Raw genomic sequence first — 21,188 nt, 5'->3', positions numbered from 1 at the left:
TAGTCCTACTTAATTAACGGCTACGATAAGCAAAGCGATCGTCCATGCGGAGGCTAGCCGGTGGCCAGTTCTCTAAACGCATGCCCAATTGCAAGCCTTTCGATGCCAGAACATCTTTAATCTCAGTCAACGATTTTTTACCTAAGTTAGGAGTTTTAAGCAACTCAACTTCAGTACGTTGAACAAGATCGCCAATGTAGTAAATATTTTCTGCTTTCAAACAGTTAGCAGAACGAACAGTAAGCTCTAGATCATCTACTGGACGAAGCAAAATCGGATCAACTTCTTCACGAGGTTCTTGAGCAACTGGTGCTTGATCTTTCTGAAGATCAACAAAAATTGCAATTTGTTGTTGCAAGATTGTTGCCGCTTTGCGGATTGCTTCTTCAGGATCAACAGTACCGTTGGTTTCAAGATCAATGATCAATTTATCAAGGTCAGTACGTTGTTCTACACGAGCGTTTTCCACTGTGTAAGACACACGTTTGATTGGGCTATAAGAAGCATCTAATTGTAAACGACCCACTGGGCGAGTTTCGCCTTCAGGGAAGCGTGAATCAGAAGTCTCATAACCACGACCTTGAGAAACTTTCAGGCGCATTTTTAATGAGCCAGAAGCACTTAAAGTACCGATCAAGTGTTCAGGGTTAACCACTTCAACATTGTGTGGTAAACGAAGGTCAGCGGCTGTAACGTCGCCAGGACCTTGTTTTTCCAATGTCAGATAAGCTTCATTTTGATCGAACAGCTTAATAGACAATCCTTTTAGGTTCAGCAAGAGCTCGACGATGTCCTGCTGCAAGCCTTCCAAAGTACTGTACTCGTGCTCGACACCTTCAATCTCTACTTCAACCACGGCTGCGCCAGGTAAAGAAGACAAAAGGATACGACGTAAAGCATTACCAAGAGTATGACCAAAGCCACGCTCTAATGGTTCTAGAATAACTTTTGCCGAGGTCCCGCTTGCCGCTTCGACCTTGATCGCTTGCGGAGTTAGAAACTCATTTGCAGTACGCGTCATTATTGCTACCTCAAGGATTATTTAGAATACAATTCTACAATCAAGCTTTCGTTGATTTCAGCAGGTAAATCAGAGCGATCTGGTGCAGCTTTGAACGTACCTTCCAATTTAGAATGATCAATTTCAATCCAAGATGGAATGCCACGTTGAGTCGCTAACTCAACTGCGTTTTTGATACGCAATTGTTGTTTAGCACCTTCGTGAACTGCAACAACGTCACCAGCTTTAACTTGGATAGACGCGATATTAACACGACGACCATTTAAAGTGATTGAACGGTGAGATACAAGCTGACGAGCTTCTGCACGTGTAGAACCAAAACCCATGCGATAAACAACGTTATCTAGACGGCTTTCAAGAAGTTTCAACAAGTTTTCACCTGTTGCGCCTTTAACACGAGCAGCTTCTTTGTAGTAGTTACTAAATTGACGCTCTAAAACACCGTACATACGACGTACTTTTTGTTTTTCACGTAATTGTAGTGAGTACTCAGATTGTTTGCCGCCACGAGCGCCACCATGTTGGCCAGGTGCTTTAGCAGCTTTTTTTGTTTTGACGTCAAATGGTTTAACGCCAGATTTTAATTGCAGGTCTGTCCCTTCGCGGCGAGAGAGTTTGCATTTTGGACCAATATAACGAGCCATGAATGTTTCTCCTTACACGCGACGTTTTTTAGGTGGACGGCAACCGTTGTGCGGGATTGGCGTCACATCGGTAATGCTGTTAATTTTATAACCCACTGCACCTAAAGCACGAACCGCAGATTCACGACCTGGACCAGGACCTTTTACAAGGACGTCCAAGTTTTTCAAACCGTAATCTAAAGCAGCTTTACCAGCAACTTCAGCAGCTACCTGAGCAGCAAACGGAGTTGATTTACGTGATCCACGGAAGCCTTGTCCACCAGAGGTAGCCCAAGCCAGTGCATTACCTTGACGATCGGTAATAGTCACAATGGTGTTATTAAAAGAAGCGTGAATGTGTGCAACACCTTCAGAGACGGTACGAGTGACCTTCTTGCGTGTGCGAGTATCTTTAGCCATCTTTTAGCTTCCAGAAATCTTATTTCTTAATAGGTTTGCGCGGACCTTTACGGGTACGTGCGTTAGTTTTGGTGCGTTGACCACGGACAGGCAAGCTGCGACGATGACGAAGACCGCGGTAGCAGCCTAAATCCATTAAACGTTTAATGTTCATGGAAATTTCGCGACGTAAATCACCTTCGGTAGGAACCTTAGTAACTTCTGCACGAATCGCATCAAGCTGAGCGTCATCTAATTCACGAATTTTAGTTGTTGGTGCAATACCAGCAGCAGCTAAGATAGCTTTTGCAGTGTGGCGACCAATACCAAAAATGTACGTTAGAGAGATAACAGCATGCTTGTTATCCGGAATGTTTACACCGGCAATACGAGCCATTCAATTTTCTCCAAAAAGGCAGTTAAGATAATCAACCGCCCGACAAAATCTTTGAGGGGCGGATAATAACCTAATTAGCCTACTGAAATCAACAGGTCTTGATCAGATTAACCTTGACGCTGCTTATGACGAGGTTCTGCGCTGCAAATTACGCGAATAACCCCATTACGACGGATAACTTTACAGCTACCACAAATTTTCTTTACAGAAGCTTGAACTTTCATAATGAAACCTCTAAGTGCGCTTATCCTTTCGGATGAGCAGTCGTTTTACGCATTAACGATTGATTGTCATATTGATGCGATGTGAGATGAGCTTGGAGCTGAGCCATAAAGTCCATCACCACCACCACTACGATCAGTAAAGACGTACCACCTAAGCTAAATGGAATACCAAATGAGCTTTGTAGAATCATCGGCATTAAACAGATGATTGTGATATAAACCGCGCCAATAAAAGTCAAACGATTCAAAATATGATCTAAATAGCGTGCAGTTTGCTCACCAGGACGAATACCCGGTACATAAGCACCACTACGTTTTAAATTCTCTGACACTTCTTTAGGGCTAAATACTAGCGCAGTATAGAAGTAACAGAAGAAGATAATTAATGCACCAAATAGCACCAAATACATCGGTTGACCCGGCGACAATACGAGTGCCAAATCTTGTAGGCCACGTTTAATCACGCCAGCATTTGGATCTGCACTGCCTACCCATTGCCCTAAGCTCGCTGGGAACAATAGCAATGAACTCGCAAAAATTGCAGGAATCACACCCGCCATATTAATTTTTAATGGCAAATGTGTTTGCTGAGCGGTAAATACACGACGACCTTGTTGTTTTTGAGCATAGTTTACCGGAATACGACGCTGCGCCTTCTCAATAAACACAATTGCTGCTAACACTGCAACAGATAGCAATGCAAAGATTGCAAGACCAATTAAACTAGATTGGCCATTATCTACTGAGGTTAAAGATTGCAGAACCAAGTTCGGCAAACCAGCAACGATACCTGCGAAGATGATCATGGAAATACCATTCCCTACTCCACGCTCAGTAATTTGCTCACCTAACCACATCAGGAACATTGTACCTGCAACCAAAGAAGTTACAGCAGGAACGTAAAAAGCAAGTCCACTAGTCAAAGTAATATTTTGACTAATCAGACCTGCACACATCCCAACAGCTTGCACAAGTGCAAGAAACAATGTGCCTTGTCGCGTATATTGATTGATCTTACGCTTACCTTGTTCGCCTTCTTTCTTTAAAGCTTCCAGCGAAGGAACAACCGTAGACATTAACTGCACGATAATCGATGCAGAGATATACGGCATAATCCCAAGAGCAAGAATTGACATACGCTCTAATGCACCACCTGAGAACATGTTAAACAAACCAAGGATCGTACCTTGGTTTGCATTAAACAGATTCTCTAGTGCGGCATTGTTAATGCCCGGTACTGGAATATGTGCTCCCAGTCGAAAAACCAACAACGCCCCGATGAGGAACATCATACGGCGAATAATTTCACGATATTTCACATGAAAAGGTTGGCCTTTCATCATGTTAACATGACCTGTCGAACTAGGAGTCATAGACACTGGGGATTACTCCTCGACTTTACCGCCAGCAGCTTCAACAGCAGCTTTAGCGCCTTTAGTCAATGCAACACCTTGAACAGTGAATGCACGAGTAATTTCACCAGAAAGTACGATGCGTGCACGCAACATATCTTTACGTACAACGTTAGCAGCTTTTAAAGTTTCAAGAGACACGATGTCGCCTTCAACTTTAGCAAGTTCTGATAAACGTACTTCAGCAGTTTTCAAAGCCATTTGGCTAGTGAAACCGAATTTAGGTAAACGACGGTATAACGCAGTTTGACCACCTTCGAAACCAGGACGTGTACCACCGCTCTTACGTGAGTTTTGACCTTTGACACCACGGCCACCAGTCTTACCAACGCCAGAACCGATACCACGGCCTAAACGAAGGTTGTCACGCTTAGCACCTTCTGCAGGTGCAATTGTATTTAAACGCAGAGTCATGGCTTATTCCTCTACACTAACCATATAGTAAACTTGGTTGATCATACCACGGTTAGAAGGCGTATCTTGCACTTCAACTGTATGACCAATACGACGCAGACCTAAACCTTTAAGGCTAAGCTTGTGATTTTTCAAGCGGTGCGATGAAGATTTAGTCTGGGTAACTTTAATCGTTTTCATGATTGATTACCCTTGAATTTGTGCTACTGATAAACCACGTTTCGCAGCAACTTTCTCAGGAGAAGTCATATCACGCAAACCGTTAAAAGTTGCGTTTACTACGTTAGCAGCGTTAGTAGAACCATAACACTTAGTTAATACGTTACGTACACCTACAGCTTCTAAAACTGCACGCATAGCGCCACCAGCAATTACACCAGTACCTTCAGAAGCAGGTTGCATGTAAACGCGGCTTGCACCGTGACGAGCATTGATAGGGTGCTGAACAGTACCGTCAACAAGGTCAACAGTAATCATGTTGCGACGAGCAGCTTCAAGTGCTTTAGAAATAGCAGCTGGAACTTCACGTGCTTTACCACGACCAAAACCTACGCGACCATTACCATCACCCACAACAGTTAATGCTGTGAAAGAGAAGATACGACCACCCTTAACAACTTTGGCTACACGATCAACGGCAACCAGCTTTTCAACAAGACCTTCGTTTTGTTCAACTTTAGCCATGATTAGAACTCCAAGCCGTTTTCACGAGCAGCATCAGCCAAGGCTTTGATACGACCATGATATTTGAAACCAGAACGGTCAAATGCAACTTTAGTTACACCAGCCGCTTTAGCACGTTCTGCAATTAAAGCACCAACTTTCTGAGCCGATTCAACGTTACCAGTAGTACCAGCACGTAGAGTAGCGTCTAAAGTAGAAGCTTGCGCTAATACTTTGCCACCATCTGCAGAGATAACTTGAGCATAGATGTGACGCGGAGTGCGGTTTACACACAAACGAGTCGCACCCAATGCACGGATGTGCAAGCGTGTGCTTTTCGCACGACGCAAACGGGATTGTTTCTTTTCGTTCATAAGAACCTCGCGCCTTATTTCTTCTTAGCTTCTTTACGAAGTACAACTTCGTCAGAATAACGAACACCTTTACCTTTATAAGGCTCTGGCGGACGGTAACCACGGATTTCTGCAGCAACTTGACCTAATTTAGCTTTATCAGCAGATTTAAGTACAATTTCAGTTGCAGTAGGAGTTTCTGCAGTTACACCTTCAGGAAGGTTGTAGTCGATCGGGTGAGAGAAACCAAGGTTAAGGTTAACAATGTTACCTTTAACCGCAGCTTTATAACCAACACCGATAAGCTGTAACTTACGTTCGAAACCTTCGTTAACACCTTTTACAAGGTTGTTAAGCACAGCGCGAGCAGTACCAGCTTGCATCCAAGCATCTTTAGATTCAGCTTTAGGAGCAATAACTAGAGTACCGTCTTCCTGTTTTAGCTCGACCAGCGCATGCAGGTTGAAAGACAATGTACCTTTGCTGCCTTTCACTTCGACCTGCCGGCCGTTCTGAGTAACTGTAACACCGTTAGGTACAGTTACTGGGGCTTTAGCCACACGAGACATGAGGAATCACCTATTAAGAAACAAAAGCAATAACTTCACCACCGATACCTGCAGCACGTGCAGCGCGATCAGTCATGATGCCTTTGCTTGTAGAAACAATTGCAATACCTAAACCTTGCTTAACGCTAGGAAGTGCATCTTTACCGCGATATTGACGTAGACCAGGACGGCTTACGCGTTTCACAGTATCGATAACTGGTTTGCCTTCGAAATATTTTAAAGTAATCGTTAAAGTCGCTTTGCCTTCATTGTCAGCAACAGCTACATCAGCGATATAACCTTCTTGTTGAAGTACGTTAGCAATCGCAACTTTCAACTTTGAGTTTGGCATAGAAACAGTTTGTTTCTTTGCCATTTGTGCGTTACGAACACGTGTTAGCATGTCGGCAACGGTATCTTGCATACTCATTTATAGTGCTCCTTACCAGCTTGCCTTAACAACGCCCGGTACATCACCTTGCATTACTGTTTCACGTAATTTGTTACGGCTTAAGCCGAACTTACGGAAGTAACCATGAGGACGACCAGTTAAACCACAACGGTTACGTAGACGTACTGGAGACGCATTACGTGGTAATGCTTGAAATTTCATCATCGCTTCGAAACGTTCTTCGTCTGATGCATTAACGTTTGCGATAATTGCTTTTAATTCAGCACGTTTCGCAGCGTATTTAGCAACAGTAGCTTCGCGTTTCAATTCGCGATTAATCATACCTTTCTTAGCCATATCGACCTCTTATTTGAACGGGAAGCCGAATGCACGCATAAGCGCACGGCCTTCGTCATCGGTGCGAGCAGTCGTAGTGATGGTAATGTCCATACCACGAATACGATCAATCTTATCAAAATCGATTTCAGGGAACATGATTTGTTCCTTAAGACCCATTGAGTAGTTACCACGACCATCGAATGATTTCGCAGAGAAACCACGGAAGTCACGGATACGAGGGATCGCGATAGAGATCAAACGGTCTAAGAATTCGTACATACGTTCGCCGCGTAAAGTAACTTTACAGCCGATCGGCCAACCATCACGGATTTTGAAACCAGCGATAGATTTACGAGCTAAAGTAAGTACTGGTTTTTGACCAGCAATTGCTTGCATATCAGAAAGAGCGCCATCTAACAATTTCTTGTCAGCTGATGCAGCACCAACACCCATGTTGATGGTGATTTTTGTAATGCGAGGAATATCCATCACATTCTTAACGCCCAATGTTTCTTTTAATTGAGCCTTAAGTTCGTCGTTGTAACGCGTTTTAAGTCTGGCCATTGCCTAGTCAACCTATTACTTCGCTACCGCCACTGATTCACCATTAGATTTGAATACGCGAGTTTTCACGCCTTCAATCACTTGGTAACCAACACGGTCAGCCTTTTGGGTTGTAGCATTAAAAATTGCCACGTTAGAGATATGAAGCTCAGCTTCTTGAGTTACGATGCCGCCTTCAGCGCCAGTAGCTCGGTTAGGCTTTTGATGCTTCGTTACCAAGTTAAGGCCTTCAACCTTAACACGGTCATTTGAAACAGACAAAACAGTACCTTGTTTGCCTTTTTCTTTACCTGCGATCACAATTACTTGATCGCCCTTTTTAATCTTAGCCATGAGTGCCTCTTATAGAACTTCAGGAGCCAATGAAATAATTTTCATGAACTGTTCAGTACGAAGTTCACGAGTCACTGGTCCGAAAATACGAGTTGCAATCGGCGCTTTGTTGTTGTTCAAAATAACAGCTGCGTTATCGTCGAAACGAATAACTGAACCATCTGCACGACGGATGCCGAATTTTGTACGTACAACTACAGCATTCATCACGTCACCTTTTTTAACACGTGCGCGTGGAATAGCTTCTTTTACAGTAACTTTAATAATGTCGCCAACAGAAGCATAACGACGATGTGAACCACCAAGTACTTTAATACATTGTACGCGGCGAGCACCACTGTTGTCTGCTACGTCTAGCATACTTTCGGTTTGAATCATTGCCCTACTCCAAAACCGAGCATCACCGGTCGCAATTTCGAAAGGCTCAAAGAGTACTCGAAATTGACCGATGATGCAAGAACGTTTAATTACTCAGCAGCAGCTTCAACAACTTCAACTAAAGTCCAAGACTTAGTTTTAGAAATTGGGCGGCTTTCTTTGATGCTTACTACGTCACCAACTTTAGCAACATTGTTTTCATCATGAGCGTGTAATTTAGTTGAACGGCGGATTGATTTGCCATACAACGGGTGTTGAACGCGGCGTTCGATAAGAACAACGATAGACTTGTCCATCTTGTCGCTAACTACTTTACCGGTTAACGTGCGAACTGTTTGTTCACTCATTGTCCGTTCCCCTGTTTTTCGGTAAGGAGGGTCTTAATACGAGCAATTGTCTTACGAGTAAGCGCAACTTCGTGCGATTTACCCAATTGACCAGTTGCTTTCGCCATACGAAGACGGAATTGGTTAAGCTGTTGCTCATCAAGCAAAGCTGTCAACTCTTCTACCGACTTTTCACGTAGATCATTAGTTTTCATTACATTACCGTCCGAGTCACGATAGTGGTTTTAAACGGAAGTTTTGCAGCAGCAAGCGTAAACGCTTCGCGAGCAAGTTCTTCGTTAACACCATCAATTTCGTACAAGACTTTACCTGGTTTGATTTGGCAAACCCAGTATTCCACAGAACCTTTACCTTTACCCATACGAACTTCTAATGGTTTTTCAGTAATTGGTTTGTCTGGGAAAACACGGATAAAGATCTTACCACCACGTTTAATACGACGGCTGATTGTACGACGCGCTGCTTCAATTTGACGTGCGGTCATTTGACCACGTTCAACTGATTTAAGTGCAATAGTACCAAAAGATACTGAGCTACCGCGATGTGCTAGACCAGTGTTACGGCCTTTTTGCACTTTACGGAATTTAGTACGTTTAGGTTGTAACATGGATTATTCTCCTTTTTCAGCAGAACGATCATTGCGACGACCACGACGCTCTTGACCTTCACCACGACCACGGCCACGTTTAGCTGGACGTTCTTCAGCTGGAGCTGGGTTCATGACTTGTTTCATGCCGCCCAAGATCTCACCACGGAAGATCCATACTTTAACGCCGATCGTACCGTAAGTAGTCTCAGCACGCATAGTAGCATAGTCGATGTCAGCACGAAGAGTATGAAGAGGTACACGACCTTCACGATACCATTCAGTACGAGCAATCTCAGCACCACCTAGACGGCCTGAAACTTCTACTTTGATACCTTTAGCACCAGCACGCATAGAGTTTTGAACCGCACGCTTCATAGCACGACGGAACATTACACGTTTTTCTAATTGAGAAGCGATTGCTTCAGCAACTAAACGAGCGTCTAAATCTGGGCGATCGATTTCGTTGATACTTACTTGCGCAGGAACACCCATAATGGCTGTTAATTCGCGTTGTAATTTCTCAATGTCTTCGCCTTTTTTACCGATCACGATACCAGGACGTGCAGTGCTAATAGTTACTTTAGCTGCGCCTGTAGGGCGTTCGATAAGAATATTGCTTACCATCGCATTCTTAAGTTTTTTAGTTAAAAACTCACGAACTTGAAGATCTTTTAGCAAATATTCAGCATATTGTTTCGGATTCGCATACCAGTTAGCGTTATGACGTTTCACAACACCTAGGCGGATACCGATTGGATGAACCTTCTGACCCATATCAAACCCCTACCTTAACGGTAATGTGACAAGTACGCTTAGTAATACGATCTGCACGGCCTTTAGCACGTGGCAAAATACGTTTCAGGCTCATGCCTTCATCAACGTAGATCGTAGAAACTTTAAGGTCGTCTACATCTAAACTGTTATTGTGTTCAGCGTTTGCAATCGCAGATTCCAATGCTTTTTTAACTAAAACTGCAGCTTTTTTGTTGCTGAAGTTTAAGATATTTAAAGCATGCGCAACAGATTTGCCGCGAATTAGGTCTGCAACCAAACGTGCTTTTTGTGCCGAGATAGCGGCACCGCGTAATTTAGCAGTTACTTCCATCATAGCACCTATTAACGTTTAGACTTCTTGTCAACACCGTGACCACGATAGGTACGAGTTGGCGCGAATTCACCTAATTTATGACCAACCATATGCTCAGATACGATCACTGGAACATGGTTACGGCCATTGTGTACAGAAATTGTTAGACCAACAAAATCCGGTAAGATCATCGAACGACGCGACCAAGTTTTGATCGGCTTACGGTTATTAGCCGCGATAGCCGCTTCAACCTTAGCGAACAAGTGCGCATCGACGAATGGGCCTTTTTTCAGAGAACGAGGCATTGTCAGATTCCTTTACTTGTTACTTAACGCGACGGTCGCGAATGATCATCTTAGTCGTACGCTTGTTGGTACGTGTTTTGTACCCTTTAGCTTTTTGACCCCATGGACTTACAGGTTGAATACCTTTGTTACGTCCTTCACCACCACCATGTGGATGGTCTACTGGGTTCATCGCCATACCACGTACGGTAGGACGAACGCCACGCCAGCGTGATGCACCTGCTTTACCAAGTGAACGAAGGTTGCTTTCTGAGTTAGAAACTTCACCTAACACAGCACGGCATTCAACGTGTACTTTACGCATTTCGCCTGAACGAAGACGAATGATAGCGTAAGAACCGTCACGACCCAACAATTGAGCAGATGTACCAGCAGAACGTACTAATTGTGCGCCTTTACCGATTTTAAGCTCGATGTTGTGAAGAGTAGAACCGATAGGCATGTTGCGAAGTGGCAAGCAGTTACCTGGACGGATTGGAGCATCGTTACCAGATTGAACTTGATCACCAGCGCGAAGGCCTTTAGGTGCAATAATATAGCGACGTTCACCGTCAGCATATTTCAATAAAGCAATATGAGCTGTACGGTTTGGATCGTATTCAATACGCTCAACTACAGCAGGGATGCTGTCTTTGTTACGTTTGAAGTCTACGATACGGTAGTGCTGTTTATGACCACCACCAACGTGACGAGTTGTAATGTGACCGTTGTTATTACGACCGCCAGTACGTTTTTTAGCTTCAACCAACGGAGCATATGGCGCGCCTTTGTGAAGGTGGTTATGAACCACTTTCTCTACAAAGCGACGTCCTGGAGACGTTGGCTTACATTTTTGAATCGGCATAATTTTCGTCCTTATTCCGCTGCGTTTTCAGCGGTATCGCCCAAGTCAGCCATTTCAACATCTTGGCCAGCTTTCAGGGTGACGTATGCTTTTTTAACATCAGAACGACGTCCTAATGTTTTACCAAAGCGTTTAGTCTTACCTTTAGTGATCGTTGTGTTAACTTTAACAACTTGAACACCAAATAGTTGCTCAACAGCTTTTTTGATTTCAAGTTTGTTTGCATCTAGTGCAACTTTGAACACTTGAACACCAGCAGTTTCGCCTAAAACTTGTGCTTTTTCTGAGAATACAGGTCCTTGTAGGACTTGATAGATACGTTCGTTGTTCATCCGAGTTCTACCTCAATTTTCTTAGCAGCAGCAACAGACATAACAACTTTATCGAACGCGATCAAGCTAACAGGATCGATTGCAGCAGCATCAACCACATCAACGTGTGGAATGTTGCGAGCAGCAAGATACAAGTTCTCATCAACAGCATCTGTAACGATTAATGCACGAGGTGCATTCAAGTCGTTAAGTTTTGCAAGCAATTCTTTAGTTTTTGGAGCTGCAACAGCAATCTCTTCAACTAAAACAAGGCGATCTTGACGAACAAGCTCAGCCAGGATGCATTGCATAGCACCGCGATACATTTTACGGTTTACTTTTTGAGACCAGTCTTGTGGACGAGCAGCAAAAGTTTTACCACCGCCAACCCAGATTGGGCTACGAATAGAACCAGCACGAGCGCGGCCAGTACCTTTTTGACGGAAAGGTTTTTTACCACCGCCAGAAACGTCAGCACGTGATTTTTGCGCTTTAGAACCTTGACGACCACCAGCTAAGTAAGCTGTAACAACTTGGTGTACAAGAGCTTCGTTAAAATCACGACCAAACGCAACTTCAGATAACTCAACAGCAGAGCCGGAAACAGTATTTAAATTCACGTTATTTCCCCTCAGGCCTTGATAGTAGGACGAACAGTAACGTCGCCACCAGTAGCACCAGGAACCGCACCTTTAACAACTAGAACTGAACGTTCTGCGTCGATAGCAACGATTTCAAGACCCTGTGTAGTTACACGTTCAGCACCTAAGTGACCAGGCATTTTTTTGCCTTTGAACACGCGACCAGGAGTCTGGTTTTGACCTGTAGAACCGATAACACGGTGAGATACAGAGTTACCATGTGTAGCGTCTTGAGTACGGAAGTTCCAACGCTTAACACCACCTTGGAAACCTTTACCTTTAGATGTACCAGTAACGTCAACAATTTGACCCACTGTGAACACATCTACACCGATAGTTCCGCCAACTTCACGACCTTCAAGATCAGCTTCTGTAGCGCGGAATTCTTGAACTAGACGACCAGCAGCTACACCAGCTTTCGCAAAGTGACCTTTCTGAGCGTTAGTTACGCGAGATTCGCGACGTTCACCAGTAGTGATTTGAATCGCTTGATAACCATCAGTTTCAAGCGTTTTGATTTGTGTGATGCGGTTAGGATCAACCTCAATCACTGTTACAGGTACAGAAACACCAGCATCTGTAAAGATACGTGTCATACCGCACTTGCGACCGACTAAACCAATAGCCATGTGCATAAACCTCTAAAAAAGCGGCCTAATTAACTTAGAGCGTTAATTAACCGAAAGCCTTAACCCAAAGCGATCTGAACATCAACACCAGCTGCAAGATCTAACTTCATCAATGCATCAACAGTTTTATCTGTAGGTTGAACGATGTCGATCAAACGTTTGTAAGTGCGGATCTCGTATTGGTCACGCGCATCTTTGTTAACGTGTGGTGATGTTAAAACGTTGAAACGTTCAATGCGAGTAGGCATCGGGATTGGACCACAAACTTGTGCGCCAGTACGTTTTGCTGTTTCTACGATCTCTTGAGCCGACTGATCAATTAAACGGTGATCAAAAGACTTAAGACGGATACGAATTCTCTGGTTAGACATACCAGTTAACTCCAAGCCAAATATATAAAGAATCACTCTTGACGCATCTCACCCCACTTTAATGAGGGCAAGTGTCAAGAGCAGTGAAATATCACTAAGGTCATGATCGATGCCACGACTGTCACGATGTTAACTACTTTATTCGTAGCCAACCCCCTTTCATCAAAGGGTCGCCCATTATAGCGATTGTTTAACGCTTAAGCAAATCTCTTTTTAACTTTTTCCTCTTTTTTTACGTTTATCTATTGAGTCTCTTGTTTAAAAATAAGTCAGCATGAGTTTTTTGCAAAACGTACTCTATAGCTTGGTTTAGTATTTGATTTCCTTTAATAAAGTCACTTTTAGGCATACTTTTTAATTGACGTTCAGTTTGTACATATTGACCGGAAAAATGCTCTAACTCTTCATCATTTTCTAAAAATAGTTGTAGCACTTCGGGGGTTATTTCAGGATGAAATTGAAATCCCAAGACATTTTTTCCAATTTGATACATTTGATTGCGACAGACATCATTTTCAGCCAGATGAATAGCGCCTTTCGGGATTTCAAAGGTTTCACTATGCCATTGCATCACCTTAAATTGTTCTGGCAATTCAAAGCACTGTTCAGGTACATGCTTCACCTTGCGTACCTCGGTCAAACCCAACTCCTGCTGTTCATTACGCCTGACCGCCGCCCCCAAAGCATTGGCAATCAATTGCCCACCTAAACAAAGCCCGATTGCGGGTTTACCGAGGGCTAAATAGCGTCGCAGCCAACGCTTTTCTATTTTTAACCATGGGAAATTTGCCTCATCATTTACGCTCATGGTTCCACCCATAATGATAAGTAAATCGACATCTTCAACATGCGGCAAAGCCTCGAGATCTAAGGCTTGATCGACAGGTAATGCAAAGAATTCTGTGGCCGTAATTTTGGCCTGATGCTGTTTTAAAAATTCATAACAACTGCCGAACCCTTCACCAGCAATATGCTGAAAATAATGTACTTTTAAATGCGACTTCATGCGCTAAACCTATTGTTGTTGCTCTGTTATCGGTTTTGCAAGAATGAAGCCAACTTTGCTTTTCACTTAATTTTCTATACAAAAGCATCGTAAATCCATGCGTTTTAGTCGTATTCTTTTGAACATTCATTATTATTTTGATCATTTCAGAGCGCCACGTGAAAAAGAATCCTCAAACCGAACTCATTCATGCACCAAGAAAGGCACCGCAATACATCAATAGTGTTCAACCTCCCCTGTTTCGTGCATCCACTATAATTTTCGAAAATACAGATGCGCTATTTAATCGCCATTGGACTGATGATTATGACTATAGCTATGGAACACATGGCACACCCACTACATTTACCCTAGGCGATCAGATTGCTCAGATTGAAGGTGGCTTGTATCACTTACTCGCACCAAGCGGTTTATCTGCAATTAATTTGGTCAATTCATGTTTTTTAAGTCAAGGGGATGAAGTGTGGGTCGCAGATAATATCTATGGCCCAAATATGGACCATTTACGCAATTTAGAAACCCGCTATAGCATCGTGGTCAAGGTTTATAACCCTATTGATGTCGATTCATTTAGCCCTTCAGCGCAAGCCAAGCTTATCTGGTTAGAAGCGGCGGGTTCTGTCACTTTAGAGTTTCCAGATTTAGTCGGCTTGGTCAAAAAAGCTCAAGCGCAGAACATTCTCACTGCACTAGACAATACGTGGGGCGCAGGACTTGCCTTTAATGCTTTTGATTTTAGTGCTGAGCACCTGGGTGTCGATATCAGTGTGCATGCCTTGACCAAATACCCAAGTGGCGGCGGGGATATTTTGATGGGTTCGGTAATTACACGAGATAAAAAGCTTCATCACAAACTGTTTCGTGCGCACGCCATTCAAGGCATTAGCATCTCTGGTGATGATGCCGCGCAAATACAACGCAGTCTGGCTTCTATGCGCCTGCGTTATGAACACCAGTCACAAAGTGCTTTAACTTTATTAAATTGGCTAAAACAACAGCCAGCCTTTGTACAGGTTTTACATCCTGCTGATGAAGCTTCCGCAGGACATCAGTATTGGAAAGAAATTTGTACAGAACAACACAGTGCCGGTTTGGTCAGCGTGATATTTAATGAAAAATATAGTTTGCAAGATGTACGCCGCTTTTGCGATGCGCTGAAACTCTTTAAGCTCGGTTTTAGCTGGGGTGGCCCAGTCAGTTTAGTCATGCTATATAACTTAAAAGATATGCGTGTACTCGAACATTCACATATTCAAACCGGCTTACTGGTTCGCTTTTGTATAGGACTAGAACATCCTGCAGATTTAATACAAGATATAGAAAACGCACTACAACATTTAAATAAACAACAACTCGAATAAATACAGGAACATCTATGGGTACACCAATTATTATTGGCAAAAAGACACAAGACACCACACAAGATGTGGTGCTTCATTCACAATTTGCAAACCGCCATGGTTTGATTGCTGGGGCTACAGGTACTGGTAAGACGGTGACGTTGAAGGTGTTGGCAGAAAGTTTTTCTCGGCTGGGTGTACCCGTATTTTTAGCCGATGCCAAAGGCGATGTTTCCAGCCTTGCCAAAGCAGGTGAAAGCAATCCTAAGTTTGACGAACGAATTAAAAGTTTAAATATCGAGAGCATTCCTTTTGCTGCCTCCCCTGTGGTGTTTTGGGATTTGTTTGGTGAACAAGGACATCCCATTCGCACCACCATTTCTGAAATTGGTCCACTTCTCCTTGCCCGAATTCTGAATTTAAACGACACGCAAGAAGGCGTGTTATCTGCGGTCTTTCGTATTGCCGATGATCAGGGCTTATTGCTCATCGACTTTAAAGACTTAAAAGCCATGATTAGCTACGTCAGTGAACATGCAGCTGAATTTAAAAATGAATATGGCAATTTATCACCTGCAAGCTTAGGTGCAATTCAACGTAATTTGCTCGCATTGGCCGATCAAGGTGGTGACAAGTTCTTTGGTGAGCCTGCGCTCAATATCATGGATTTCATTCAAACGGATGCACAAGGTCGTGGCAACATCAACCTGCTCGCCGCCGACAAGTTAATGAATACCCCTAAGCTCTATGCGACTTTTTTACTTTGGATGCTGTCAGAACTGTTTGAACAATTGCCCGAAGTTGGAGATATGGATAAACCCAAACTGGTGTTCTTCTTTGATGAAGCGCATTTATTGTTTGATAATGCCAGCCCTGCTTTACAAGAAAAGATTGAACAAGTGGTTCGTCTGATTCGCTCTAAAGGGGTCGGCATTTACTTTGTAACGCAAAATCCACTTGACCTACCCGAGAGTGTTTTAGGACAACTGGGTAACCGTGTTCAACATGCGCTACGTGCATTTACCCCCAAAGATCAGAAAGCTGTTAAGACGGCAGCAGATACTTTCCGAGCCAATCCTGCGTTTAAAGTCGATCAAGTGATTACGGAACTGGCTGTAGGTGAAGCACTGATCAGCTGTCTAGATGAACAAGGCACACCTCAAATTGTTGAACGTGCTTGGGTGATGCCACCCTACTCTTCATTTAGCCCAATTGCTGTAGAAGAACGCAAAGCTCTGATGGCAAATAGCGTTGTCGCAGGTGTGTATGACACCGAAGCAGATCGTGAAAGTGCCTATGAACTTTTACAAAATAAAGTGGCGGAGCGCCAACAACAAGCCGTCCAAGCGGAACAAGATAAAATAGAAGCCAAAGAGCAAGAAGCCTTGGCCAAACAAAAAGCCAAGGAAGCGGATGCACTCGCTAAACAGCAAGCGCGTGAACAAGAACGCCTTGCACGCGAACAACAAAAAGACGCTGAGCGCTCAGCCAAACAACGTGAAAAACTGATTCAAGACACTGTAGGAACTTTTGCAAAAAGTGCAGCACGCAGCTTGGGTGGGTCGACAGGTCAGAAAATTATCCGTGGCCTCTTAGGTTCTCTCTTCGGCAAGAAATAATCTAAAAGCCCAATTAAAAAGTACAAATTTATGGAATCTTTTTATATTCCATAATTTTTTTATGGTTTTTACTAAAACATGTATTGCGCGGATGTATTTAAAAATGTATTTTAAATACATCTTATAAATAACAGCCATGAGAGATCAGCTATGACTCCGCAGCAAATTGACCTAGTAAAAGCTACTGTTCCTGTTCTACGTGAAAATGGTGTCGCGCTGACTGGTTACTTCTATAATCGTATGTTGGGCAATAACCCTGACCTCAAAGAAACCTTTAACATGGGACATCAGCGCAGCGGTGCTCAGGCACAAGCCTTGGCGGGTGCTGTATTGGCTTATGCTGAAAATATTGAGGACCCATCTGTACTTTTACCAGTTGTAGAATTAATTGCGCATAAACATGTGAGTCTTAACATTCAAGCGCCAGACTATAATATTGTCGGCGAAAATTTGCTGCACTCGATCAGTGAAGTATTAAGCATTTCAATGGAAGATCCACTGATTGCAGCTTGGGCAGCAGCATATGGACAATTGGCAGACTTGTTTATCAGCACTGAAAAAGCGATTTATGAGCAACATCAGCAAACTAAAGGCAGTTGGTTAGGTTGGCGTAATTTCAAAATCGCGAAAAAAGTGGCTGAAAGTGATGAAATCACCTCATTCTACCTTGAGCCTTCTGATGGTGGTGATTTACCAAAATATGAAGCAGGTCAGTACATCTCTGTACGTGTATTGGTCGATGAGCTGGGTCTAAAACAACCACGTCAATATACACTGTCTACCAGCCCACAAGACAACTACTTACGTATCTCTGTAAAACGTGAAGATCAGAAAGGTGACTTGGTTCCAGGTTGGGTATCGAATACACTGCATGGCTTGGAGATCGGTTCAGAAATCGAAGTGTCTGCACCAACAGGTAATTTCTTCCTGATTGATTCACAAAAACGCAATGTCTTTATCAGTGGTGGTGTAGGTCTAACACCAATGATTGCGATGCTGAATCAGTTGGTGACTTTAGACATGCCACAACCTGTAACCTTTATCCATGCCTGCCGTAGCAAACAAGTGCATGCAATGCATAAACACATTCAGGATTTGGAAGCAAAATACCCACGTCTTAGCACTTTTACAGCGTATGAGTTCCCTCATGCTAATGATAAATTAGGTGAAGATTATGATGCTGCTGGTCGTCTAGACTTAGGCAGCATGGATACTGCACTGTTACCGATCAATGCGGATTATTACCTTTGCGGTCCAATGCCATTTATGGCTGAACAACAGAAAGCTTTAATTGCTCGTGGTATTCCTGCTAGCAATATTCACAGCGAAGCTTTCGGCACTGGTGGTGTAAAACACTAACTAAGCTATTCACCTGAAATACAAAGGGTTAGTTTAGTTATGCTAGACTAGCCCTTATTTATTTCTCTCAGACTCACAGTATTATCATGCAACTCAATAAATTCACCGATTATGCATTACGCATTTTGCTCTATATCGCACGTCCTCGTGATGTGCCTTATAACATTGCTGAAATTGCAGAAGACCTGCACGTTTCGCGTAATCACTTGGTGAAAATTGTGCATTTTATGGCAAAGCAAAACTGGTTAATCACCAGCCGCGGCAAAGGTGGCGGCATCCGCCTTAACCCTGAAGCACTTGAGGCTCAGCTCGGTCAAATCGTACGGATTTTGCAAGGTAATCACCAGATTGTTGAATGCAATGACCCACCCTGCGTACTGCGCAGTCAGTGTGGTTTAAAAAGCATCTTAGACCAAGCTTTAGAACAGTTTTATCAAAGTCTCGATCAGTACAAACTTGCCGATGTCTTGCAACCAAGCAGCGCATCTAAATTTACAACACAATCTCCAATTCAAATGATCAATCTCTAATTTCACTTTGCCTGCGACAAAATTCGCTTGCCTGCCCGACTTCCTTTATAATGCGTGTTGTTAAATCAGTTATTGAAGTTGGGTTATGCATCAGCACAGAGGAAAATCACGAAACAGTAAGGCGGCCAATGCGCCGAAGCAAAAGATTACTTATGAGAAAAAAGTAGACTCTGCGATTACTGAATATGCTGTGCGCTCGCTCAACTGGCTACGCAAAGCTGAGTTCTTAATGAGTGCGCCTAAACTCAACCTCTGCGTTGAAGATACCGGCTATGAAATTGCCTTTGCTGGCCGCTCAAATGCGGGTAAGTCGAGTGCCATTAATGCGCTCACCAACCAAAAGCAATTGGCTCGTGCGTCGAAAAAACCGGGTCGTACCCAAATGATCAACTTTTTCAGTTTAGGAAATCCTGATCAGCGTTTGGTCGACTTACCGGGTTATGGCTATGCAGCTGTACCTGAAGCAATGAAAATCGTGTGGCAAAAAGAGTTAGAAAACTATCTGATACACCGTGAAAGTTTACAAGGTCTTGTGCTATTGATGGATATCCGTCATCCACTACAACACTTTGATGTCATGATGTTGGAATGGGCACATTCACGTAAATTGTTCGTGCATGTACTGCTCACCAAATCAGATAAATTAAACCGTGGCCCAGCCTCTAAAGCACTACAAGAAGTGAAAGCAGCATTGAAAAAAATGAAGCTGAACTTCTCTATCCAATTGTTCTCATCATTGAATAAACAAGGTTTAGAAGAGTTAGCGAGTGTCATGGCGGGTCGTCTTAACTTCACCTTAGAACAATCAACAGAGTTTGATCTTGATAGCATCCCTGAAGCATCCGAAGATGATATTGAAATCGATGCAGACACTGAAGCATTCGATGACGTCGATACAACATCTGAAGATTTACCCCAAGCTGAAGGCAAAAATTCAGACCACTAATCCAGTATTTTTAAAGTCAGCGCAAGAATGATTGTCTGACAAAAAGTATCTTCTGAAGATAATGAAATGTCCTGTATTGCTAATCACAATGCAGGATTTTTTTTGGATACTGAATACATCAGATGTGCACTCGATCACATAAAAACAAGGATAGGTCATGAAATTACTCTCCCGCTTGAAAAACACAAAACTTGGATCATCAATCGAATATAAAATTAAACCACGTAAAGTGAAATTTGAGTGGCAAGATACCCAAGTTGACTGGGTGCCCAACCAACCTTTTGTCAGCTATTTTATTAATGAAATTAACATGATCTTACCGGCTGGTGAGTTTTGGTTTTGCCGTCTGTATAACAAAGTATTGCCACAAATTAGAGATGAAAAACTAGCAGAGGACGTTAAAGCATTTATCCGCCAAGAAGCCATGCATGCTCAGGCGCATAACTCTGCCAATAAAGAATATCTATCTCAGCGCAATATCAGTATTCAACGCAACCTTGAAATCATGGACTTTCTCTTTGGCAAACTGCTTGCGGACCAACCTTTAGGGCTCAACGTACCCAAAGCTTTAGATCATCAATGGGATCTCTTTCGTTTAGGGGTGATTGCAACAGTTGAGCACATGACCTGTGTACTAGGCAAATATGCTTTATACAACAAAGAGTGGGAACGACTAGGTGCTGATCCGAATATGCTCGATCTAGTAAAATGGCATGGTGCAGAGGAAATAGAACATCGTACCGTGGCTTTTGATTTGTATCGTCATCTCGGTGGGGGCTATATTTCTCGCTATTATCAAAGTGTGATCGTAATTGCAGCCGTACTTGGTCTATGGGTCGATGGTGCAGCACATATCATGCAGCAAGACTCGCGCTATGCATCGATTAAACCTGCCGTATATAAACCGTGGATTTGGCGTGAATGGGCGCGTATCGCGCAAAAAGACAATCGCTTATTGCCACATCCGCTTTGGTTGGTGTCGCAGCAATTGGGGTATTTAATGCCTTGGTACGATCCTGTGCATGAAGCAAAAACTGAAGATGCGATTGCCTATCTCGACAACTCTCCTGCTGCAAAACGTGCCGCACTGAAAGTTGCTTAAACACCATTTAAAATCTGTATTAAGCAGGGTTCGCCCTGCTTTTTTTGTGCTCACATCCATTACGCTCCATTTTTTATTGAGCAATCAACAAACTCAAGATGGA

The 21,188-nt window shown here is 43.2% G+C and carries 34 protein-coding genes; 6 read left to right on the top strand and 28 right to left on the bottom strand.

Annotated elements, in window-relative coordinates; translation table 11 throughout:
* Nucleotides 1-13 precede the first annotated feature (13 nt).
* From FTU12_RS08845 to FTU12_RS08710, 28 genes are all read right to left on the bottom strand, one after another.
* Nucleotides 14-1,021, bottom strand: coding sequence for a DNA-directed RNA polymerase subunit alpha (locus tag FTU12_RS08845; RefSeq protein WP_004650465.1), 1,008 nt, complete (start codon nucleotides 1,019-1,021; stop codon nucleotides 14-16).
* Between the two features lie 17 nt (nucleotides 1,022-1,038).
* Nucleotides 1,039-1,665, bottom strand: a complete 627-nt coding sequence (gene rpsD, locus FTU12_RS08840) for a 30S ribosomal protein S4 (protein ID WP_078192454.1) — start codon at nucleotides 1,663-1,665, stop codon at nucleotides 1,039-1,041.
* Between the two features lie 12 nt (nucleotides 1,666-1,677).
* The gene (gene rpsK / locus FTU12_RS08835; protein WP_001040166.1) at nucleotides 1,678-2,064 is read right to left on the bottom strand and encodes a 30S ribosomal protein S11; all 387 of its coding nucleotides are present in this window, start codon (nucleotides 2,062-2,064) and stop codon (nucleotides 1,678-1,680) included.
* Between the two features lie 19 nt (nucleotides 2,065-2,083).
* On the bottom strand, nucleotides 2,084-2,440 hold the full coding sequence (gene rpsM, locus FTU12_RS08830; protein ID WP_078189269.1) for a 30S ribosomal protein S13: 357 nt from the start codon (nucleotides 2,438-2,440) through the stop codon (nucleotides 2,084-2,086).
* Nucleotides 2,441-2,547: 107 nt separating this feature from the next.
* On the bottom strand, nucleotides 2,548-2,664 hold the full coding sequence (gene rpmJ / locus FTU12_RS08825; protein ID WP_000867907.1) for a 50S ribosomal protein L36: 117 nt from the start codon (nucleotides 2,662-2,664) through the stop codon (nucleotides 2,548-2,550).
* A gap of 20 nt (nucleotides 2,665-2,684) precedes the next feature.
* Nucleotides 2,685-4,004 carry a preprotein translocase subunit SecY gene (gene secY, locus FTU12_RS08820; protein ID WP_171263746.1) on the bottom strand — a complete coding sequence of 440 codons (1,320 nt, stop codon included), beginning with the start codon at nucleotides 4,002-4,004 and terminating at the stop codon, nucleotides 2,685-2,687.
* A gap of 45 nt (nucleotides 4,005-4,049) precedes the next feature.
* Complete coding sequence (gene rplO / locus FTU12_RS08815; RefSeq protein WP_078189271.1) at nucleotides 4,050-4,490, bottom strand: 50S ribosomal protein L15; 441 nt, start codon at nucleotides 4,488-4,490, stop codon at nucleotides 4,050-4,052.
* Between the two features lie 3 nt (nucleotides 4,491-4,493).
* The gene (gene rpmD / locus FTU12_RS08810; RefSeq protein WP_005012961.1) at nucleotides 4,494-4,670 is read right to left on the bottom strand and encodes a 50S ribosomal protein L30; all 177 of its coding nucleotides are present in this window, start codon (nucleotides 4,668-4,670) and stop codon (nucleotides 4,494-4,496) included.
* A 6-nt stretch (nucleotides 4,671-4,676) separates the two neighbouring features.
* Nucleotides 4,677-5,174: a 30S ribosomal protein S5 gene (rpsE, locus tag FTU12_RS08805; protein WP_067762902.1), complete on the bottom strand. Its 498-nt coding sequence runs from the start codon at nucleotides 5,172-5,174 to the stop codon at nucleotides 4,677-4,679.
* Nucleotides 5,175-5,176: 2 nt separating this feature from the next.
* Nucleotides 5,177-5,527, bottom strand: coding sequence for a 50S ribosomal protein L18 (gene rplR, locus FTU12_RS08800; RefSeq protein ID WP_067762903.1), 351 nt, complete (start codon nucleotides 5,525-5,527; stop codon nucleotides 5,177-5,179).
* Nucleotides 5,528-5,541: 14 nt separating this feature from the next.
* Nucleotides 5,542-6,075 carry a 50S ribosomal protein L6 gene (rplF, locus tag FTU12_RS08795; RefSeq protein WP_078189272.1) on the bottom strand — a complete coding sequence of 178 codons (534 nt, stop codon included), beginning with the start codon at nucleotides 6,073-6,075 and terminating at the stop codon, nucleotides 5,542-5,544.
* A 13-nt stretch (nucleotides 6,076-6,088) separates the two neighbouring features.
* The gene (gene rpsH, locus FTU12_RS08790) at nucleotides 6,089-6,484 is read right to left on the bottom strand and encodes a 30S ribosomal protein S8 (protein ID WP_078189273.1); all 396 of its coding nucleotides are present in this window, start codon (nucleotides 6,482-6,484) and stop codon (nucleotides 6,089-6,091) included.
* 12 nt (nucleotides 6,485-6,496) lie between these two features.
* Nucleotides 6,497-6,802 carry a 30S ribosomal protein S14 gene (gene rpsN / locus FTU12_RS08785; RefSeq protein WP_067762906.1) on the bottom strand — a complete coding sequence of 102 codons (306 nt, stop codon included), beginning with the start codon at nucleotides 6,800-6,802 and terminating at the stop codon, nucleotides 6,497-6,499.
* A 9-nt stretch (nucleotides 6,803-6,811) separates the two neighbouring features.
* Nucleotides 6,812-7,348, bottom strand: a complete 537-nt coding sequence (gene rplE / locus FTU12_RS08780) for a 50S ribosomal protein L5 (protein WP_067762907.1) — start codon at nucleotides 7,346-7,348, stop codon at nucleotides 6,812-6,814.
* 15 nt (nucleotides 7,349-7,363) lie between these two features.
* Nucleotides 7,364-7,681, bottom strand: a complete 318-nt coding sequence (rplX, locus tag FTU12_RS08775) for a 50S ribosomal protein L24 (protein WP_078189274.1) — start codon at nucleotides 7,679-7,681, stop codon at nucleotides 7,364-7,366.
* 9 nt (nucleotides 7,682-7,690) lie between these two features.
* Complete coding sequence (rplN, locus tag FTU12_RS08770; RefSeq protein WP_005012978.1) at nucleotides 7,691-8,059, bottom strand: 50S ribosomal protein L14; 369 nt, start codon at nucleotides 8,057-8,059, stop codon at nucleotides 7,691-7,693.
* Nucleotides 8,060-8,148: 89 nt separating this feature from the next.
* Nucleotides 8,149-8,406: a 30S ribosomal protein S17 gene (rpsQ, locus tag FTU12_RS08765; protein WP_078189275.1), complete on the bottom strand. Its 258-nt coding sequence runs from the start codon at nucleotides 8,404-8,406 to the stop codon at nucleotides 8,149-8,151.
* Nucleotides 8,403-8,600 (bottom strand): 50S ribosomal protein L29, encoded by a 198-nt coding sequence (gene rpmC / locus FTU12_RS08760; protein ID WP_005012982.1) that lies wholly within the window; start codon nucleotides 8,598-8,600, stop codon nucleotides 8,403-8,405. The genes rpsQ and rpmC overlap by 4 nt, the downstream gene beginning before the upstream one ends.
* Nucleotides 8,600-9,013 carry a 50S ribosomal protein L16 gene (rplP, locus tag FTU12_RS08755; protein WP_068909575.1) on the bottom strand — a complete coding sequence of 138 codons (414 nt, stop codon included), beginning with the start codon at nucleotides 9,011-9,013 and terminating at the stop codon, nucleotides 8,600-8,602. The genes rpmC and rplP overlap by 1 nt, the downstream gene beginning before the upstream one ends.
* A 3-nt stretch (nucleotides 9,014-9,016) precedes the next feature.
* The gene (rpsC, locus tag FTU12_RS08750) at nucleotides 9,017-9,769 is read right to left on the bottom strand and encodes a 30S ribosomal protein S3 (protein WP_078189277.1); all 753 of its coding nucleotides are present in this window, start codon (nucleotides 9,767-9,769) and stop codon (nucleotides 9,017-9,019) included.
* Between the two features lies 1 nt (nucleotide 9,770).
* Nucleotides 9,771-10,100, bottom strand: coding sequence for a 50S ribosomal protein L22 (rplV, locus tag FTU12_RS08745; protein WP_035265103.1), 330 nt, complete (start codon nucleotides 10,098-10,100; stop codon nucleotides 9,771-9,773).
* Nucleotides 10,101-10,111: 11 nt separating this feature from the next.
* Nucleotides 10,112-10,387: a 30S ribosomal protein S19 gene (gene rpsS, locus FTU12_RS08740; RefSeq protein ID WP_004281508.1), complete on the bottom strand. Its 276-nt coding sequence runs from the start codon at nucleotides 10,385-10,387 to the stop codon at nucleotides 10,112-10,114.
* Between the two features lie 19 nt (nucleotides 10,388-10,406).
* Nucleotides 10,407-11,231: a 50S ribosomal protein L2 gene (gene rplB, locus FTU12_RS08735; RefSeq protein WP_078189278.1), complete on the bottom strand. Its 825-nt coding sequence runs from the start codon at nucleotides 11,229-11,231 to the stop codon at nucleotides 10,407-10,409.
* Between the two features lie 11 nt (nucleotides 11,232-11,242).
* The gene (rplW, locus tag FTU12_RS08730; protein WP_005012992.1) at nucleotides 11,243-11,563 is read right to left on the bottom strand and encodes a 50S ribosomal protein L23; all 321 of its coding nucleotides are present in this window, start codon (nucleotides 11,561-11,563) and stop codon (nucleotides 11,243-11,245) included.
* Complete coding sequence (gene rplD / locus FTU12_RS08725) at nucleotides 11,560-12,162, bottom strand: 50S ribosomal protein L4 (RefSeq protein WP_078189279.1); 603 nt, start codon at nucleotides 12,160-12,162, stop codon at nucleotides 11,560-11,562. The genes rplW and rplD overlap by 4 nt, the downstream gene beginning before the upstream one ends.
* A gap of 11 nt (nucleotides 12,163-12,173) precedes the next feature.
* Nucleotides 12,174-12,812: a 50S ribosomal protein L3 gene (gene rplC / locus FTU12_RS08720; RefSeq protein ID WP_078189280.1), complete on the bottom strand. Its 639-nt coding sequence runs from the start codon at nucleotides 12,810-12,812 to the stop codon at nucleotides 12,174-12,176.
* A gap of 59 nt (nucleotides 12,813-12,871) precedes the next feature.
* A complete protein-coding gene (rpsJ, locus tag FTU12_RS08715; RefSeq protein WP_000070912.1) occupies nucleotides 12,872-13,183 on the bottom strand; it encodes a 30S ribosomal protein S10 in 312 nt (103 codons plus the stop codon).
* Between the two features lie 238 nt (nucleotides 13,184-13,421).
* Nucleotides 13,422-14,189, bottom strand: a complete 768-nt coding sequence (locus tag FTU12_RS08710) for a type 1 glutamine amidotransferase (RefSeq protein WP_180114188.1) — start codon at nucleotides 14,187-14,189, stop codon at nucleotides 13,422-13,424.
* A 158-nt stretch (nucleotides 14,190-14,347) separates the two neighbouring features.
* Here FTU12_RS08710 and FTU12_RS08705 point away from each other — a divergent pair, with 158 nt between their 5' ends.
* The 6 genes from FTU12_RS08705 to FTU12_RS08680 all read left to right on the top strand — a co-directional run bounded on the left by FTU12_RS08705 (nucleotide 14,348) and on the right by FTU12_RS08680 (nucleotide 21,085).
* Nucleotides 14,348-15,550 carry a PLP-dependent transferase gene (locus tag FTU12_RS08705; RefSeq protein WP_180049263.1) on the top strand — a complete coding sequence of 401 codons (1,203 nt, stop codon included), beginning with the start codon at nucleotides 14,348-14,350 and terminating at the stop codon, nucleotides 15,548-15,550.
* 14 nt (nucleotides 15,551-15,564) lie between these two features.
* Nucleotides 15,565-17,148: a helicase HerA-like domain-containing protein gene (locus tag FTU12_RS08700; protein WP_180114187.1), complete on the top strand. Its 1,584-nt coding sequence runs from the start codon at nucleotides 15,565-15,567 to the stop codon at nucleotides 17,146-17,148.
* Nucleotides 17,149-17,298: 150 nt separating this feature from the next.
* Nucleotides 17,299-18,507 carry an NO-inducible flavohemoprotein gene (hmpA, locus tag FTU12_RS08695; RefSeq protein ID WP_078192460.1) on the top strand — a complete coding sequence of 403 codons (1,209 nt, stop codon included), beginning with the start codon at nucleotides 17,299-17,301 and terminating at the stop codon, nucleotides 18,505-18,507.
* An 86-nt stretch (nucleotides 18,508-18,593) separates the two neighbouring features.
* A complete protein-coding gene (locus FTU12_RS08690) occupies nucleotides 18,594-19,037 on the top strand; it encodes an Rrf2 family transcriptional regulator (protein ID WP_078192461.1) in 444 nt (147 codons plus the stop codon).
* A gap of 85 nt (nucleotides 19,038-19,122) precedes the next feature.
* Nucleotides 19,123-19,983: a ribosome biogenesis GTP-binding protein YihA/YsxC gene (gene yihA, locus FTU12_RS08685; RefSeq protein WP_180114186.1), complete on the top strand. Its 861-nt coding sequence runs from the start codon at nucleotides 19,123-19,125 to the stop codon at nucleotides 19,981-19,983.
* A 157-nt stretch (nucleotides 19,984-20,140) separates the two neighbouring features.
* Nucleotides 20,141-21,085 carry a metal-dependent hydrolase gene (locus FTU12_RS08680; protein WP_180021608.1) on the top strand — a complete coding sequence of 315 codons (945 nt, stop codon included), beginning with the start codon at nucleotides 20,141-20,143 and terminating at the stop codon, nucleotides 21,083-21,085.
* The last annotated feature ends 103 nt before the right edge of the window (nucleotides 21,086-21,188 follow it).

This window comes from Acinetobacter sp. YH12063, assembly GCF_013419715.1.
GTDB classification, from domain to species: Bacteria; Pseudomonadota; Gammaproteobacteria; order Pseudomonadales; family Moraxellaceae; genus Acinetobacter; species Acinetobacter amyesii.
Note: the sequence above shows the minus strand (reverse complement) of the source record. Positions and strands in the feature narration are given on the sequence as shown.